Source organism: Streptomyces sp. NPDC002088, from assembly GCF_040296605.1.
GTDB lineage: Bacteria > Actinomycetota > Actinomycetes > Streptomycetales > Streptomycetaceae > Streptomyces.
The window spans coordinates 166,168-183,503 of record NZ_JBEOXO010000003.1 but is presented as its reverse complement, the minus strand read 5'-3'; the positions used below and the strand labels follow the sequence as shown (position 1 = coordinate 183,503).

General features: G+C 69.2%; 15 protein-coding genes. 11 read left to right on the top strand and 4 right to left on the bottom strand.

Annotated elements, in window-relative coordinates; all coding sequences use genetic code 11:
- Window positions 1-3 precede the first annotated feature (3 nt).
- The 7 genes from ABT114_RS08200 (at window position 4) to ABT114_RS08170 (ending at window position 8,420) form a co-directional block, all read left to right on the top strand.
- Window positions 4-1,164, top strand: coding sequence for an acyl-CoA dehydrogenase family protein (locus ABT114_RS08200; RefSeq protein WP_351140531.1), 1,161 nt, complete (start codon window positions 4-6; stop codon window positions 1,162-1,164).
- A gap of 122 nt (window positions 1,165-1,286) precedes the next feature.
- Entirely contained in the window at window positions 1,287-2,333 is a 1,047-nt protein-coding gene (locus tag ABT114_RS08195; protein WP_351139877.1) for an ABC transporter substrate-binding protein, read from the top strand.
- 32 nt (window positions 2,334-2,365) lie between these two features.
- The gene (locus ABT114_RS08190) at window positions 2,366-3,232 is read left to right on the top strand and encodes a siderophore-interacting protein (protein WP_351139875.1); all 867 of its coding nucleotides are present in this window, start codon (window positions 2,366-2,368) and stop codon (window positions 3,230-3,232) included.
- A gap of 158 nt (window positions 3,233-3,390) precedes the next feature.
- Window positions 3,391-4,833 (top strand): lysine decarboxylase DesA, encoded by a 1,443-nt coding sequence (gene desA, locus ABT114_RS08185; protein WP_351139872.1) that lies wholly within the window; start codon window positions 3,391-3,393, stop codon window positions 4,831-4,833.
- Window positions 4,817-6,103 carry a lysine N(6)-hydroxylase/L-ornithine N(5)-oxygenase family protein gene (locus ABT114_RS08180; protein WP_351139870.1) on the top strand — a complete coding sequence of 429 codons (1,287 nt, stop codon included), beginning with the start codon at window positions 4,817-4,819 and terminating at the stop codon, window positions 6,101-6,103. The genes desA and ABT114_RS08180 overlap by 17 nt, the downstream gene beginning before the upstream one ends.
- Window positions 6,100-6,651 (top strand): GNAT family N-acetyltransferase, encoded by a 552-nt coding sequence (locus ABT114_RS08175; RefSeq protein ID WP_351139868.1) that lies wholly within the window; start codon window positions 6,100-6,102, stop codon window positions 6,649-6,651. Before ABT114_RS08180 ends, ABT114_RS08175 begins: the two co-directional genes overlap by 4 nt.
- On the top strand, window positions 6,648-8,420 hold the full coding sequence (locus tag ABT114_RS08170; RefSeq protein WP_351139865.1) for an IucA/IucC family protein: 1,773 nt from the start codon (window positions 6,648-6,650) through the stop codon (window positions 8,418-8,420). The genes ABT114_RS08175 and ABT114_RS08170 overlap by 4 nt, the downstream gene beginning before the upstream one ends.
- Before the next feature lie 82 nt (window positions 8,421-8,502).
- Here ABT114_RS08170 and ABT114_RS08165 read toward each other — a convergent pair whose 3' ends face one another.
- Window positions 8,503-10,113 (bottom strand): beta-N-acetylhexosaminidase, encoded by a 1,611-nt coding sequence (locus tag ABT114_RS08165; RefSeq protein WP_351139863.1) that lies wholly within the window; start codon window positions 10,111-10,113, stop codon window positions 8,503-8,505.
- A gap of 75 nt (window positions 10,114-10,188) precedes the next feature.
- Between ABT114_RS08165 and ABT114_RS08160 the strand changes: the two genes are divergently transcribed.
- Window positions 10,189-11,073, top strand: coding sequence for a DUF4429 domain-containing protein (locus tag ABT114_RS08160; RefSeq protein WP_351139861.1), 885 nt, complete (start codon window positions 10,189-10,191; stop codon window positions 11,071-11,073).
- Between the two features lie 21 nt (window positions 11,074-11,094).
- Here ABT114_RS08160 and ABT114_RS08155 read toward each other — a convergent pair whose 3' ends face one another.
- A complete protein-coding gene (locus ABT114_RS08155; RefSeq protein WP_351139859.1) occupies window positions 11,095-12,660 on the bottom strand; it encodes a purple acid phosphatase family protein in 1,566 nt (521 codons plus the stop codon).
- 165 nt (window positions 12,661-12,825) lie between these two features.
- On the opposite strand from ABT114_RS08155, the gene ABT114_RS08150 reads away from it, so the two are divergent.
- Together ABT114_RS08150 and glmS are read left to right on the top strand one after the other, a co-directional pair.
- Window positions 12,826-13,083, top strand: a complete 258-nt coding sequence (locus ABT114_RS08150) for a hypothetical protein (RefSeq protein ID WP_351139857.1) — start codon at window positions 12,826-12,828, stop codon at window positions 13,081-13,083.
- 26 nt (window positions 13,084-13,109) lie between these two features.
- Entirely contained in the window at window positions 13,110-14,927 is a 1,818-nt protein-coding gene (glmS, locus tag ABT114_RS08145) for a glutamine--fructose-6-phosphate transaminase (isomerizing) (RefSeq protein ID WP_351139855.1), read from the top strand.
- 172 nt (window positions 14,928-15,099) lie between these two features.
- Here the strand turns inward: glmS and ABT114_RS08140 are convergent, their stop codons facing one another.
- A complete protein-coding gene (locus tag ABT114_RS08140) occupies window positions 15,100-15,663 on the bottom strand; it encodes a GPR1/FUN34/YaaH family transporter (RefSeq protein WP_351139854.1) in 564 nt (187 codons plus the stop codon).
- A gap of 150 nt (window positions 15,664-15,813) precedes the next feature.
- A complete protein-coding gene (locus ABT114_RS08135; RefSeq protein WP_351139852.1) occupies window positions 15,814-16,341 on the bottom strand; it encodes a universal stress protein in 528 nt (175 codons plus the stop codon).
- 293 nt (window positions 16,342-16,634) lie between these two features.
- Here ABT114_RS08135 and ABT114_RS08130 point away from each other — a divergent pair, with 293 nt between their 5' ends.
- Window positions 16,635-16,976: a hypothetical protein gene (locus ABT114_RS08130; protein WP_351139851.1), complete on the top strand. Its 342-nt coding sequence runs from the start codon at window positions 16,635-16,637 to the stop codon at window positions 16,974-16,976.
- Window positions 16,977-17,336 lie beyond the last annotated feature (360 nt).

The following is a 17,336-nucleotide window of genomic DNA, read 5'->3' as shown; positions in this document are numbered from 1 at the left end:
ACGATGGACCACAAGCTCTCCCCCGAACTCGAGGAACTCCGCCGTACGGTGGAGGAGTTCGCCCACGACGTCGTGGCGCCCAAGATCGGCGACTTCTACGAGCGGCACGAGTTCCCGTACGAGATCGTCCGCGAGATGGGCCGCATGGGCCTGTTCGGGCTGCCGTTCCCGGAGGAGTACGGCGGCATGGGCGGCGACTATCTCGCCCTCGGCATCGCACTCGAGGAACTGGCCCGGGTCGACTCGTCGGTGGCCATCACGCTCGAAGCCGGGGTCTCCCTGGGCGCGATGCCGATCCACCTCTTCGGTACCCAGGCCCAGAAGCAGGAGTGGCTCCCCCGCCTCTGCTCCGGCGAGATCCTCGGCGCGTTCGGCCTCACGGAGCCGGACGGCGGCTCGGACGCGGGCGCGACCCGGACGACGGCGCGGCTGGACCCGGAGACGGACGAGTGGGTGATCAACGGCAGCAAGTGCTTCATCACCAACTCCGGTACGGACATCACGGGCCTGGTGACGGTCACGGCGGTCACGGGCCGCAATCCGGACGGAAAGCCCCTGATCTCCGCGATCATCGTCCCGTCCGGCACCCCCGGTTTCACGGTCGCCGCCCCCTACTCCAAGGTCGGCTGGAACGCCTCGGACACCCGCGAGCTGTCCTTCTCGGACGTCCGCGTCCCGGCCGCGAACCTGCTGGGCGAACAGGGCCGGGGCTACGCGCAGTTCCTGCGCATCCTCGACGAGGGCCGCATCGCCATCGCCGCCCTCGCGACCGGACTCGCCCAGGGCTGCGTGGACGAGTCGGTGAAGTACGCCAAGGAACGCCACGCCTTCGGCCGCCCGATCGGCGCCAACCAGGCCATCCAGTTCAAGATCGCCGACATGGAGATGAAGGCCCACACCGCCCGCCTCGCCTGGCGCGACGCGGCCTCCCGCCTGGTGACCGGCGACCCCTTCAAGAAGGAGGCGGCCCTCGCCAAGCTCTACTCCTCCACGATCGCCGTGGACAACGCCCGCGACGCCACCCAGATCCACGGCGGCTACGGCTTCATGAACGAGTATCCGGTGGCCCGCATGTGGCGCGACTCCAAGATCCTCGAGATCGGCGAGGGCACGAGCGAGGTCCAACGGATGCTGATCGCACGGGAGTTGGGGCTGGTGGGCTGAGCCGGCGAGCGGGCGGAACTCCCGCCCGCGATCCCCCGCCCCCTAGACAGGAGCTGAGGTTAGGCTAACCTACCTTTCGAATCGTCCGGCGGTGATCCGCCCTGTTCGAAAGCAGCGTAGCCATGTCCAACGCCAGAGCCACCCACCTCACTCGCCGCGGCATCCTCGCCGCGGGCGGCGCCCTCGGCCTCGGTGCCGTGCTCGCGGCGTGCGGGGACGACGACGCGAACAGCGGTGGCTCGGACAAGGAGACGACCGCCGCCAAGTCCGGCCCCTGGACGTTCAAGGACGACCGTGGCACGACGGTGAAGCTCGACAAGACCCCCGCGAACATCGTCGCCTTCACCGGCGTCGGCGCCGCTCTGTACGACTACGGCATCTCGGTGAAGGGCGTCTTCGGCCCCACCAAGACCACGGACGGCAAGGCCGACGTCCAGGCCGGCGACATGGACATCAGCAAGGTCACGATCCTGGGCAACGTCTGGGACCAGTTCAACGTGGAGAAGTACGCGGCCCTGGCGCCGGACGTGCTGATCTCCACGATGTTCGATGACGCCGGCACCCTCTGGTACGTCCCCGAGACCTCCAAGGACAAGATCGCCAAGCTCGCCCCGAGCGTCGGCATCTCCGTCTACGACCGCCAGCTCACCGCCCCGCTCCAGCGCATGTGGGAGCTGGCCGAGTCGCTCGGCGCGGACATGACGGCCGCCAAGGTCACCGACGCCAAGAAGCGCTTCGAGACGGCCGCCACCCGGCTGCGCGCGGCCGCCAAGGCCAAGCCCGACCTCAAGGTGATGGCGGGTTCCGCGAGCCAGGAGCTGTTCTACGTCTCCGGCACCAACCTCTCCATCGACCTGGAGTACTTCAAGGCCCTCGGCGTGAACTTCGTCGAGCCCCCGGAGAGCGCCAAGAAGCAGGGCGGCGGCTGGTACGAGAGCCTCAGCTGGGAGAACGTCGACAAGTACGCGGCCGACATCATCATGATGGACGACCGCTCCTCCACCATTCAGCCGGCCGACATCACCGAGGCCACCTGGAAGAAGCTGCCCGCGGTCAAGGCGGGCCAGGTCATCTCGCGTTCGCCCGAGCCGATCCTGTCCTACGACAAGTGCGTGCCGCTGCTCGAGAACCTCGCCGAGGCCCTCGAGAACGCGAAGAAGGTCAGCTGACTCCCCAACCTTCCTGAGCCTCAGGAGCACTCATGACCACGGCCGTAGCCGCCCCGTTCCGTTTCTTCTCCCTCCAGGTCGTACGGACGAGGCGGCTCGGCCCGTCTCTGGTCCGTGTCACCTTCGCGGGGCCCGACCTCGCGTTCTTCCACTCGCACGGGCGCGACCAGAGCCTGTCCCTGTTCCTGCCGCACCCCGGCCAGAGCGAGCCGGCCGTCCCGGTGGAGCTCGGCGACGGCTGGTGGCAGGGGTGGCGCGAACTTCCGGACGACGTACGGGCGGTGATGCGCTCGTACACCCTGCGGGCCCTGCGACGGGACGCGCTCGGCAACACGACCGAGATCGACATCGACTTCGTGCTGCACGGCATGGAGCCGGGCGCGACCGCCCCCGCGGGCCCTGCCTCCCGCTGGGCGTCCCGGGCGAGCACGGGCGACCGTGTCCAGCTGCTCGGCCCGGCGATCGCGGACAACCGCGCGATCCGCTTCCGCCCGCCCGAGGACACCGACCTGGTGCTGATCTGGGGCGACGAGACCGCCCTCCCGGCCGCCTCGGCGATCCTCGAGTCCCTGCCGGCCGGCACCCGCGCCCGGGTGTGGCTGGAGGTGCACGACCCGGGCGCCGTCCAGGACCTGGCGACGCAGGCCGACGCCGAGGTCACCTGGCTCGTCCAGGACGAAAGCAGCGCCGAGGGGTCCCCCATGGCCCTCGGCGCCCTGCGCGAAGCCCAACTCCCGCCCGCTGAAAGGCCGTACGTCTGGATCGCGGGCGAGTCCGCCTGTGTGAAGCAGCTGCGCCGCCACTTCGTCGGCGAACGCGGCATCGACCGCCGCCGGGTCACCTTCGTGGGCTACTGGCGTCAGGGCCTGACCGAGGAACAGCTGCGCGAGCAGGAGTAACTGCGCCGACAGGAGTAACTGCGCCTGAAGTGATCGCAGTCACGGGAGAGTCGGCGTTTCAACCGAGTTAATTAGGTTAGGCTTACCTAAGTTGAAGCCTGGAGCTTCGCCGCTCTCCCCCGTCCCGCACGGACTCTTCCCCTCCGGAGGACCCCCACATGCGCTCGCACCTGCTCAATGACCTCACCGCGGAGGACTACCGTCGCTCCGTGACCGAAGGAGTCGAGCGGGTGGCGGCCAAACTCGCCACCACCGACCGGCCGTTCACCGGCGTCACCGTCGACGCCCTCGCTCCCCGCATCGAGCGGATCGACCTCGACAAGCCGCTGCACGACACCTCGGCGGTCCTGGACGAACTCGAGGACGTCTACCTCCGCGACGCGGTCTACTTCCACCACCCCCGCTACCTCGCCCACCTCAACTGCCCGGTCGTGATCCCGGCCGTGCTCGGCGAGGCGGTCCTCTCCGCCGTCAACTCCTCCCTGGACACCTGGGACCAGTCGGCCGGCGGCACCCTCATCGAGCGCAAACTCATCGACTGGACGGCCGCCCGCATCGGCCTCGGCCCGGCCGCCGACGGCGTGTTCACCTCCGGCGGCACCCAGTCCAACCTCCAGGCGCTGCTCCTCGCCCGCGAGGAAGCCAAGACCGACAGCCTCGCCAGACTGCGCGTCTTCGCCTCCGAGGTCAGCCACTTCAGCGTGCAGAAGTCGGCGAAACTGCTCGGCCTGAGCGCGGACTCGGTCGTGTCGATCCCCGTCGACCACGACAAGCGCATGCAGACCGTCGCGCTCGCCCACGAGCTGGAGCGCTGCAAGAAGGACGGCCTGATCCCCATGGCCGTCGTCGCCACCGGCGGCACCACCGACTTCGGCTCCATCGACCCGCTGCCCGAGATCGCCGAGCTCTGCGCCCAGTACGGCGCGTGGATGCACGTCGACGCCGCCTACGGCTGCGGCCTGCTCGCCTCGATGAAGTACCGGGACCGCATCGACGGCATCGAGCGCGCCGACTCCGTCACGGTCGACTACCACAAGTCCTTCTTCCAGCCGGTGAGTTCCTCCGCCGTCCTGGTCCGCGACGCCTCCACGCTGCGCCACGCCACCTACCACGCGGAGTACCTCAACCCGCGCCGCATGGTGCAGGAACGTATCCCCAACCAGGTGGACAAGTCCCTCCAGACCACCCGCCGCTTCGACGCGCTCAAGCTGTGGATGACGCTGCGCGTGATGGGTGCCGACGGGATCGGGCAGCTCTTCGACGAGGTCTGCGACCTCGCGGCCGAGGGCTGGCAGCTGCTGGCCGCCGACCCGCGTTTCGACGTGGTCGTCCGGCCGTCCCTGTCCACCCTGGTCTTCCGCTACATCCCGGCCGCCGTCACCGACCCGGCCGAGATCGACCGGGCCAACCTGTACGCCCGCAAGGCCCTGTTCGCCTCCGGCGACGCGGTGGTCGCGGGCACCAAGGTCGCCGGCCGCCAGTACCTGAAGTTCACCCTGCTCAACCCCGAGACGACGACCGACGACATCGCCGCCGTTCTCGACCTGATCGCCGGCCATGCCGAGCAGTACCTGGGAGAGTCCCTTGACCGCGCTTCCTGAGCCCACCGCCTCCGTGAAAAAGACCTACGACTTCGTGGGCATCGGGCTCGGTCCCTTCAACCTCGGCCTGGCCTGCCTCACCGAGCCGATCGCCGAACTCGACGGCGTCTTCCTGGAGTCGAAGCCGGACTTCGAGTGGCACGCGGGCATGTTCCTCGACGGCGCCCACCTCCAGACGCCGTTCATGTCGGACCTGGTCACCCTCGCCGACCCGACCTCCCCGTACTCCTTCCTGAACTACCTGAAGGAGCGGGGCCGGCTGTACTCGTTCTACATCCGCGAGAACTTCTACCCCCTGCGGGTCGAGTACGACGACTACTGCCGCTGGGCCGCGAACAAACTGAGCAGCGTCCGCTTCAGCACGACGGTCACCGAGGTGACGTACGAGGACGGGCACTACCTCGTACGGACCACGGCCGGCGACACGTACCGCGCCCGCCACCTGGTCCTCGGCACCGGCACCCCGCCCTACGTCCCCGACGCCTGCCGGGACCTGGGCGGCGACTTCATCCACAACTCCCGCTACATGCGGCACAAGGCGGAGTTGCAGCGCAAGGAGTCGATCACGCTGGTCGGCAGCGGCCAGTCCGCCGCCGAGATCTACTACGACCTGCTCAGCGAGATCGACGTCCACGGCTACCAGCTGAACTGGGTCACCCGCTCCCCGCGCTTCTTCCCGCTGGAGTACACCAAGCTCACGCTGGAGATGACCTCCCCGGAGTACATCGACTACTTCCGCGAGCTGCCGGAGCACACCCGCTACCGCCTCACCGCCGAGCAGAAGGGCCTGTTCAAGGGCATCGACGGCGACCTGATCAACGAGATCTTCGACCTCCTCTACCAGAAGAACCTCGGTGGCCCGGTCCCCACCCGTCTGCTCACCAACTCGTCGCTGAACAGCGCGCGTCACGACGACGGCACGTACACCCTCACCCTCCGCCAGGAGGAGCAGGAGAAGGACTACGAGCTGCGCTCCCAGGGCCTGATCCTGGCCACCGGCTACAAGTACGCCGAGCCGGAGTTCCTCGAGCCGGTCCGCGACCGCCTCCGCTACGACGAGCACGGCAACTTCGACGTCGCCCGCAACTACGCGATCGATGTGACGGGCCGGGGCGTCTTCCTCCAGAACGCCGGCGTCCACACGCACAGCATCACGTCCCCCGACCTGGGCATGGGCGCGTACCGCAACGCGTACATCATCCGTGAGCTGCTCGGCAGCGAGTACTACCCGGTCGAGAAGAAGATCGCGTTCCAGGAGTTCGCCGTATGAGCACCACCACCAGCACCGTCACCGGAACCTTCACCGTGCGCCCGCTCGACCCCCTGAAGGACGCCGAGCTGCTGCACTCCTGGGTCACCCACCCCAAGGCGGCGTTCTGGATGATGCAGGACGCGAAACTGGAGGACGTCGAGCGCGCGTACATGGAGATCGCGGCAGACGAGCACCACCACGCGCTCCTCGGTCTGCACGACGGCGTCCCCGCCTTCCTGATGGAGAAGTACGACCCGGCCCACCGCGAGCTGGTCGGCCTGTACGACCCGCGGCCCGGCGACGTCGGCATGCACTTCCTGGTCGCCCCGTCCGACACCCCCGTGCACGGCTTCACCCGCGCGGTCATCACCGCCGTGATGGCCCACCTCTTCGAGGACCCGGCGACCGCCCGGGTCGTCGTCGAGCCCGACGTGCGCAACAAGGCCGTGCACGCCCTCAACGAAGCCGTCGGGTTCGTGCCCGACCACGAGATCCAGAAGCCGGAGAAGAAGGCACTGCTGAGCTTCTGCACCCGCGAGCAGTTCGAGAAGGCGGTGACCGCATGACCCTCTCCGACGCCGTGGCCCACCTCTCCCCCGAACGCTGGGAGAAGGCCAACCGGCTCCTCGTCCGCAAGGCCCTCGCCGAGTTCGCGCACGAGCGGCTCATCACGCCGGAGGCCACCGCCGACGGCCGCTTCGAGGTCCGCAGCGACGACGGTCTGACCCGGTACGGGTTCACCGCCGTCCGGCGTGCCCTCGACCACTGGCAGGTCGACGCCGACTCGATATCCCGTCATCGAGACGGCGTCGACCTCCCCCTCGCCGCCCTGGACTTCTTCATCGAGCTGAAGACGGCGCTGGGGCTGAGCGACGAGATCCTCCCGGTCTACCTGGAGGAGATCTCCTCCACCCTCTCCGGCACCTGCTACAAGCTCGCCAAGCCGCAGATCCCGTCCGCCGAGCTCGCGCGGAGCGGCTTCCAGGCGATCGAGACCGGCATGACCGAGGGGCACCCCTGCTTCGTCGCCAACAACGGGCGGCTCGGCTTCGGCATCCACGAGTACCTGTCGTACGCCCCCGAGACCGCGAGCCCGGTCCGCCTGGTGTGGCTGGCCGCGCACCGCTCGCGGGCCGCGTTCACGGCGGGGGTCGGGATCGAGTACGAGTCCTTCCTGAGGGACGAGCTGGGAAGTGTGACGCTGAACCGTTTCCGCGTCACACTTTCCGACCAAGGCCTCGACCCCGACGACTACCTCCTCATCCCCGTCCACCCCTGGCAGTGGTGGAACAAACTCAGCGTCACCTTCGCCGCCGAGGTCGCCCGCCGGAACCTGGTCTGCCTGGGCGAGGGCGACGACGAGTACCTGGCCCAGCAGTCCATCCGGACCTTCTTCAACTCCTCCCACCCCGAGAAGCACTACGTGAAGACGGCCCTGTCCGTCCTCAACATGGGCTTCATGCGCGGGCTCTCGGCCGCGTACATGGAGGCGACCCCCGCGATCAACGACTGGCTCGCGCAGCTCATCGACAACGACCCGGTGCTGAAGTCGACCGGCCTGTCGATCATCCGCGAGCGGGCGGCCGTGGGCTACCGGCACCTGGAGTACGAGGCGGCCACGGACCGCTACTCGCCGTACCGCAAGATGCTCGCCGCCCTGTGGCGGGAGAGCCCGGTGGCGTCGCTCCAGGACGGCGAGTCCCTGGCGACGATGGCCTCCCTCGCCCATGTGGACCACGAGGGCACGTCCTTCGCCGGCGCGCTGATCGAGCAGTCCGGGCTGACCCCGAAGGAGTGGCTGCGCCGCTACCTGCGGGCGTACTTCACCCCGCTGCTGCACAGCTTCTACGCCTACGACCTGGTCTACATGCCGCACGGCGAGAACGTGATCCTCGTCCTCAAGGACGGCGTGGTCCAGCGCGCGATCTACAAGGACATCGCCGAGGAGATCGCGGTGATGGACGCGGACGCGGTGCTGCCGCCGACGGTCGAGCGGCTGCGCGTCGAGGTCCCGGAGGACAAGAAGCTCCTGTCGATCTTCACGGACGTCTTCGACTGCTTCTTCCGCTTCCTCGCCGCGAACCTCGCCACCGAGGGAATCCTGACGGAGGACGACTTCTGGCGCACGGTCGCGGACGTCACCCGCGACTACCAGGAGTCGGTGCCCGAACTCGCCGACAAGTTCCGGCAGTACGACATGTTCGCCCCGGAGTTCGCGCTGTCCTGCCTCAACCGGCTCCAGCTGCGCAACAACAAGCAGATGGTGGACCTCGCGGACCCGTCCGGCGCACTGCAGCTGGTCGGCAACCTGAAGAACCCCATCGCAGGGCTGTAGTCCCTGGCACAGACGGACGGGCGCCCCGGAGTACGGTCCTCCGGGGCGCCCGTCAGCCTGCCTGAACTACCGCGCGGGCCAACTACCGCGCGGGCCAGGGCACCTGCGGCGACCGGTAGTACCCGATACCCAGCGCGTCCCACCGCGGCCCCTGCGCCGCGAGCCGCACCTTGTAGGCGTCCCAGTCGTGCGTGGCGGCCGGCGACCAGCCGAGCTCGGCGGCACCCGCGAGGCGCGGGAAGGCCATGTACTCGATATCGGCGGAGCTCTGGATCGTCTCGGTCCACAGCGGCGCCTCGACGCCCCGCACGGCCGAGGCGGGCGCTCCCGGCAGATAGGCGCCCGGATCCCAGTCGTACGACCGCTTCACGTCCACCAGGCCCGCCCAGTCCTGGCCCAGCGGGGTGTCCGCGGTGTACTTCATGTCGAGGTACATCCGGTCGGCCGGGGACAGGATCAGCCCCGTCCCGTTCTGCGCGGCCTTCGCGACCTGTGCCTTCTCCGCCTCGCTGGTGTCGTCCAGACCCCAGTACTGCGCCAGGGCGCCCTGGGCCGGGGTCGCGCCGGTCAGCTGGTGCCAGCCGATCACCGTCTTGCCGTACTTGGCGACGATCGGCTGCACCCGGTCCATGAACTTCACGTAGTCGGCATGGCTCGTGGAGTGCGCCTCGTCGCCGCCGATGTGGAGCGAGCGGCCCGGGGTGATCGCTGCCAGCTCACGGACGACGTCGTCCACGAAGTCGTACGTGATGTCCTTGCCGACGCACAGCGAGCTGAAGCCGACGTCGGTGCCCGTGTAGAGCGGGGGCGCCACGCCGTCGCAGTTCAGTCCGGCGTACGAGGCGAGGGCCGCGTTGGTGTGGCCGGGCATGTCGATCTCGGGGACGACCTCCAGGTAGCGCGAGGCCGCGTACCGGACGATCTCCTTGTAGTCGGCCTTGGTGTAGTAGCCGCCCTTGCCCCCGTCGACCTGGGTCGAGCCGCCGTAGGTCGCCAGGCGCGGCCAGGAGTCGATCGCGATGCGCCAGCCCTGGTCGTCACTCAGGTGCAGATGCAGCTTGTTGACCTTGTAGAGGGCCAGCTCGTCGATGTAGCGCTCGACCTGGGCGACCGTGAAGAAGTGGCGGGAGACGTCGAGCATCGCGCCGCGGTAGGCGTAGCGCGGGCTGTCCTCGATGGTGCCGCCCGCGACCAGCCACGGCCCGGGCTGTACGGAGTCCTTCTCGACGGCCGCGGGGAGGAGCTGGCGCAGGGTCTGGACGCCGTGGAAGAGGCCGGCCGGCTCGGCGGCGGTGATGGTGACGCCCTTGCGGCCGCTCTCCAGCCGGTAGCCCTCGGCGCCGAACGGGCCTTTCGCCAGCCGCAGTCGGATACCGCCTTGGCCGTGCGAGGTGACCGGCAGAGGGTAGCCCGTCGAAGGCCGCAGGACGTCCGCGAGGTACGCGCCGATACGGCGGACCTCACGCGAGTCGTCCACCCGGATGCCGGTGCCGCCGGTGACGCGGTACGGGGATGTGCCCGGCTCGACCGAGGCGGGGGCCGGGACCACCCGGCCGAGCGGGGCCGGAGCCGGGTCCGGTGCCGGTGCCGGTGCCGGTGCCGACCCGACGGTGAAGGCCCCGGCCGCCGCCACGAGCAGCAGCGACCCCAGAAGTCGGCTGATACGGGGAGTCGTTCTGTGGTGCCGTCTCACATGCGCTCCCTTCGGTGGTGAACCCAGGATGGGTATAGACCACTCTCTCGCGGAAGCGATGGAACAATCCCCCTCATGGCGGAAATCATCCAGAAGGACGGCACCTGGGCCTTCGACGGCGACGCCCTGCGGCTGACGCCGGGACGGGACAAGAACGTCGGCCTGCTGCGCAAGACCCTGGGTGAACTCGTCGTCCCCCTCGGTGCGTTGGCCGCGGTCTCCTTCGAACAGGGCAAGAAGACCGGGCGGCTCAGACTGCGGCTGCGCGACGGCGCCGACCCGCTGCTGCACGCCACCGGCGGCCGGCTCGCCGAGCCGCACGATCCCTACCAGCTGCTCGTCGAGTCCGACCGCTACGGCGTCGCCGAGTACTTCACGGACGAGGTCCGCAACGCGCTGCTGCTGGACCAGGTTCCGTCCGACCCCGTCGCCGGGTTCCTGCTGCCCGGCCCGTCCGTGCCGCTGTCGGTGTCCGCCGGGGACGGCACCGCGAGCTTCGACGGCGACCAGGTGCGCCTGGAGTGGAACTGGAAGACGGAGGACGCCAAGGCCGCGGCCGGCACCCGCACCCTCGCCGTCTCCGACATCGCGGCCGTCGAGTGGCATCCGGCGGCCGGCCTGGAGAACGGCTATCTCCGCTTCACCGTGCGGAACGCGCCCACCAAGGCCCCGCCGAAGTACGACCCGAACTCCGTGGAGCTGTGGGGCTTCAAGAAGGACCCGCTGATGGCGCTGGTCGCGGCGGCCGTGCAGGCGCGGCTGCCGCATCCGGCCGCGGCCGCCGTCACGGACGTGGGGCCGTCGGGACCCGAAGGGCCGCGGCAGCTCGCGCCCGCCGCCGAGGACGGGCACGACGCGCTGCTGCGGCGGCTGCGCGAGCTCGGCGAGCTGCACCGCACGGGCGTCCTGACGGACGAGGAGTTCACGATGGCCAAGCAGGCGATCCTCAAGCGGATGTGAGGACCGCCTGCCCGGCCTGGACTACTTCGCCTTGCGCGCCACCGTGAAGTGGTCGACCTGCTCGCCGGTCTCGGCGAGGCCGCGCACCGTCAGGGTGGCGGTACGGCCCTTGGCCGCCGGGGTGACGTCGACGCGCAGGAAGGAGTAGTCGAGGTAGCGCACGCGCGACCAGGCGACCGTCTCGCTCTGCTTGCCGTCCTTGAGGCAGACGAACGAGCTGACCGCCTCGTTGTCCTTCTCATGGCCCTCGTAGGACTGGTCGGCGCTGAACGCGTACAGGCTGCGGCCGGCCGCGCCCGCGGTGACGTAGACCACGCCGTCCGTCTCCGGGTAGGCGGTGCCGCCGATCTCCAGCTTCTTGGCGACCGCGCCCGCCTTGATGACGTCCGTGCGCTCGTAGACGTGGTTGTGGCCGTTGATCACCAGGTCCACGGTGTACTTCTCGAACAGCGGCACCCACTCCTGTCGCACGCCCCCCTCCGAGGCGTGCGCCGTGGAGGTGCAGTACGCGCAGTGGTGGAAGAAGACGACGACGAAGTCGATGTCGTCCGACGCGCGGAACTTCTTGAGCTGCGCCTCGAGCCACTTGGTCTGGGTGCCGCCGGAGATGCCGAGGTTGGCCGGGATCTCGAAGGAGATGTCGTTGGCGTCGAGCGAGATGACGGCCGTGTTGCCGTAGACGAAGGAGTAGACGCCGGGCAGGTTCGTCTTGTCCGGGCCGTTGTCCGGCAGGTTCCAGCGGGCTTCCTCGCCGCCGTAGCCGTTGGGCGAGTACCAGGCCTCCATGTCGTGGTTGCCGTAGGCGGGCATCCACGGGATCTGCTTGGCGACCGACTCCGTCTGGTACAGGAACTGGTCCCACACGCGCGAGTCGAAGCCGGTGTCGGCGGTCTTGCCGGCGCCGGACGGGTCGGCGTAGGCGATGTCGCCGGCGTGCAGGTGGAAGGCCGGGTTCTGGCCGAGGATCAGGCTGTCGTTGGCGAGGCCGTGGTAGCTGACGCCCTGGTCGCCGAAGGCGGTGAAGGTGAAGGGCGCCTTGTTCGCGGGGGCGGTGGTGAAGGTGCCGAGGGTGCCCAGCAGGTGCGGGGCGGCCGGGTCGAAGCCGGCGTGGCCGACACCGTAGTAGTAGGTCTGGCCGGGCCTGAGGTGGGTGAGCTTGGCGTGCAGGTAGTACTGGGTGTGGTTGGCGCTCGCGCCGACGCCGGCCGGGGTGTAGAGGGTGCGGACCTCGGCCTCTATCTTGCGGGAGAGGTCCCAGGGGTGGGCGCCGATGCGGATGAACGGCTTCTTGACGGCGACCGGCACCTGCCACGAGACGGTGATCTCGGTGCGCGGGTCGTTGCCGTAGGCGAGGTGGCGGCCGAAGGGGGCGACGAGGGCGCCGTCGACCGTCTCGGCCGCGGGGGCGGTGGCCTGGGCCGGCACGGCGGCCTGGGCGGTGGCACCCGTCACGAACGCGCCACCCGCGACGGCGCCCAGCGTGACCGCGCCGCCTCTGATCATCGTGCGCCGTGAGAACTTGGCGTGCAGGTATTCGTGCTGCTCGGCCATGCTCATGCGCTCGGCCAGCTGCTCCGGTACTCCCATGCGAGGAATGTCCATGGCGTCTGAAACTCGTCTCCCAAGGCGACGGATTTCAGGACACAGGATGGACAGCCGGCGAACAGCCCCTCATGAGAGGTTCAACAGGTTGTTGCCCGAAATCGGGCAGGATTCTTGCGAAACCGCCGCCGGTACCCCAGGATCTACCGGGTGCACGACGAACTTGTTGATCATCTGACGCGGTCCACGACCCTCAACCGGGGCGAGGCGCTGCGGGTGGTCCAGGACGTGCTCGCCTACTTCGACGAGACGACCGAGGACTTCGTCCGTCGCCGCCACCGTGAGCTCCAGGCCCAGGGCCTGGTGAACGCGACGATCTTCGAACGGATCGAGGCGGACCTGAAATACCGCGCGGTGGCGCCGCCGGAGCTCTCGCTCAGGCAGCTGCGCCGCATGGTCTACGGCTGACCAACAAAGCTGAGGAATACCCATACATGTGCGGAATTGTCGGATACATCGGGAAGCGTGACGTCGCCCCTCTGCTGCTGGAAGGCCTGCAGCGCCTGGAGTACCGCGGCTACGACTCCGCGGGCATAGTCGTCACCTCCCCGAAGACGGCCGGCCTGAAGATGGTCAAGGCCAAGGGCCGGGTCCGCGACCTCGAGGCCAAGGTCCCGGCGCGCTTCAAGGGCACCACCGGTATCGCCCACACCCGCTGGGCCACCCACGGCGCCCCGTCCGACGTCAACGCGCACCCGCACATGTCCGCCGACAACACGGTCGCCGTCGTCCACAACGGCATCATCGACAACGCCTCCGACCTGCGGAAGAAGCTCGAGGCCGACGGCGTCGAGTTCCTCTCCGAGACCGACACCGAGGTGCTCACCCACCTCATCGCACGCTCCCAGCAGGAGAAGCTGGAGGACAAGGTCCGCGAGGCGCTGCGGGTCGTCGAGGGCACGTACGGCATCGCCGTGATGCACGCCGACTTCACCGACCGCATCGTGGTCGCCCGCAACGGCTCCCCGGTCGTCCTCGGCATCGGCGAGAAGGAGATGTTCGTCGCCTCCGACGTGGCCGCGCTGGTCGCCCACACCCGGCAGATAGTGACGCTGGACGACGGCGAGATGGCCACCCTCAAGGCGGACGACTTCCGTACATACACCACCGAGGGCACCCGCACGACCGCCGAGCCGACCACCGTGGAGTGGGAGGCCGAGTCGTACGACATGGGCGGCCACGACACGTACATGCACAAGGAGATCTTCGAGCAGGCCGACGCCGTGGACCGCGTGCTGCGCGGCCGCATCGACGACCGGTTCTCGACGGTCCACCTCGGCGGCCTGAACCTGGACGCCCGTGAGGCGCGCGCCGTGCGCCGCGTGAAGATCCTCGGCTGCGGCACCTCGTACCACGCGGGCATGATCGGCGCCCAGATGATCGAGGAGCTGGCCCGCATCCCCGCGGACGCCGAGCCGGCCTCCGAGTTCCGCTACCGCAACGCCGTCGTCGACCCCGACACGCTGTACATCGCCGTCTCGCAGTCGGGTGAGACGTACGACGTGCTGGCGGCCGTCCAGGAGCTGAAGCGCAAGGGCGCGCGGGTGCTGGGCGTCGTCAACGTCGTGGGCTCGGCGATCGCCCGCGAGGCGGACGGCGGCATGTACGTGCACGCGGGCCCCGAGGTCTGCGTGGTGTCCACCAAGTGCTTCACCAACACCACCGTGGCCTTCGCGCTGCTCGCCCTGCACCTCGGCCGCACCCGTGACCTGTCGGTGCGCGACGGCAAGCGGATCATCGAGGGCCTGCGCAAGCTGCCCGCGCAGATCTCCGAGATCCTCGAGCAGGAGGACGAGATCAAGAAGCTGGCCGAGCAGTACGCCGAGGCCCGCTCGATGCTCTTCATCGGCCGCGTCCGGGGCTACCCGGTGGCCCGTGAGGCCTCGCTGAAGCTCAAGGAGGTCTCCTACATCCACGCGGAGGCCTACCCGGCCTCCGAGCTCAAGCACGGCCCCCTCGCCCTGATCGAGCCCGCCCTCCCGACGGTCGCGATCGTCCCGGACGACGACCTGCTGGAGAAGAACCGCGCGGCCCTGGAGGAGATCAAGGCCCGCAGTGGCCAGATCCTCGCGGTCGCGCACCGCGAGCAGGAGAAGGCCGACCAGACGATCGTCGTGCCGAAGAACGAGGACGAACTGGACCCGATCCTCATGGGCATCCCGCTCCAGCTCCTCGCCTACCACACGGCGAAGGCCCTGGGCCGAGACATCGACAAGCCCAGGAACCTCGCCAAGTCGGTAACGGTCGAGTAGGCGTTCTCAAGGGGCGCGGGGCTGCATCGATGTGCGGCTCCGCCGCGTGGGCGCGCTCGACCCCCACGCACCCGCACAGGCAGAACAAACAGGGCGACACCCCACGTGTGCCACCTGCACGTGGGGTGCCGCCTCTGTCGCCGGGGGTCGCCCAACCCCCGGCCGGCGCAGCTCAACCGGTGGCCGTCACCCCCCGGCCGGCGGCGCGTCGCGGGAGTGCCGTGGGCCAGTGGGCAAGAGCCGCAGTCGCCGCGTACCAGGCCACCGCTCCGGCGGCCACGGCGAACCAGCCGCCGGCCTTGGTCAGGCTGCCGCTGTCCGCGAACTGGGCGACGGCCAGCAGCAGGAGCGAGACGAAGAACAGCCCGTAGGTGCCCTGACCGAGCTGGTCGCCGCCCGCAAGGGCGAGGCTGAGCGCCACCAGGGCGAACAGGAGCAGGAACAGTCCCGCGGCGTTGTCGGAGACCTGGGCGCCGGCCGAGACGGCCCAGGTGAACCAGAGTGCGCCGAGTACCGCGTAGGCCGTGCCGTTGGCCGTGTCGCGGTCGCGCAGGGCGAGCAGTCCGGCGATGAACAGCGCGACGCCGCCCACGTAGTGGGCGAGGGACACGGCGTCCGCCGCCGTCACGCCGTCGATCACGTCCGTGTATCCGAGCCCGAACGCCAACAGGGTGATTCCCAGGGCGAGTCGGCCGACGATCGTGGTGGTGCTTCCCGCAGAGACGTCGTTGTCCACGGCGGGCTCCCTTCATGCATGTGCAGTTGTACGGTGAGCGATATATGCCCTTCACAAGGGCACAAACACTTCTACGCGCGAGTAGATTTATGTGGCGCACAAAGGGAGTTGACGCTGCCCGGAAGGCATCTCACCCAGGACGGGAGCGAGTTACGGGATGACGATGACGGGCCGCTTGGCCCGCTTGGCGAGCCGCCCGGCGACCGACCCGAAGATCCGCCCGACGATGCCGTGCGTGGACCCGACGACGATCGCGTCGGCCTCGTACTCCCGCCCCACCTCTTCGAGTTCGTGGCAGATGTCGCCACCGCGCTCGACCAGGATCCAGGGCACCTCGGCGAGATACTCCGCGCACGCGAGCTCGAGCCCGAGGACCTCGGTCCGGTGGTCCGGTACGTCCACGAAGACCGGCGGCTCGCAGCCGGCCCACACGGTGGTGGGCAGCCGATTGGCGACATGGACGATGATCAGGCCCGCCCCGGAGCGATGGGCCATGCCGATGGCGTACGCGAGGGCACGCTCACTGGACGTGGAGCCGTCGAAGCCGACGACCACGCCATGCTTGAAGGCGGGGTCGCACGAGTGGCGTGGCTCTTCCGCCGCCAGGGGCTCGGCCGCCGTGGGGTCGGCGACGGGCCGCTTGCGGTCCGCGGGTTCGAAGAATTCGTGAGCGGCCATGGGTGTCTCGGCGTTCGGTCCTCGTGGGTGGGGACGACGGGCTGCGGCGGAGGCGTGTCCGGGAATCATCTTCCCAACCCCATACCCCCAAGGGTACGGCGGCACGCCTCCTTCGCCCAGATCCCGCGCAAGCTTCCTGGGGGTTCCCCGGAGCATGCACGAGGGGGCGCCCGTAACGCAATGGTTGCTGCCCCGTACAGGCGGTTTGCACAGGATTCACTTACCCGCCCGCGGTGACCGAGCGCTCGAACAGGCGTTGAACCCCCGTGAACGACCGCCACAGGGAGCACGCCATGTCCTCACCTCGCACCGGCCCCGAGGCGCCACGCGCCACCCCGCCGACGCCGGACACGGCGAGCGACGTGGTCCGCTGGGCGGCCTTCAGCTGTGTACTGGTCCCGGTGGTACTCCTCTGGTACGGCTCCTCGCTCGCCGGCGCCGCCGGTACGGCCTTCGGTCTCGCGGCCGTCACGGCCGTGTGCCGGCTCCTGCTGCGCAGGTCCGAGCAGGGCGCGGCCCGGCTGCGCGCCATGGAGGAGGCGCCGCCAGCACCCCCACGCGGCCGCCACCACAGGGCCGGTACGGGGGCGCACAGGGGCGGGCGGCACTCTGGCGGGAGTACACCGGTCGACTGACCGGTTTTTATGCACGCGCCCGGTTCTTTTCAGCCAACTTCTCGCCTCTGTGCATCCCGTGCCGGAACCACCCCCCACGCCCCGTTCGACCTGCACGGAAAGAGCCTCAGGGACCCCGCGCACCCTACGGGGATTGGCCACCACGACGAGGCGCACTTCCCTGCACGGCCCACTAGTGCAACGCTTCGTGATCGAATGCTTTACGCCAAGTTGCCATGTCGACAATGTGCCGGATGGCGAACTGGTCACGTCGGCACCACGCGACACAGTAGATTCGATCTTGACTGTCTTACGGCGGGGGACTCGTGCAGGACCGAGGGGAAACGTGCAGGAGCGACACAACCGAGGAGCCGCGACCAC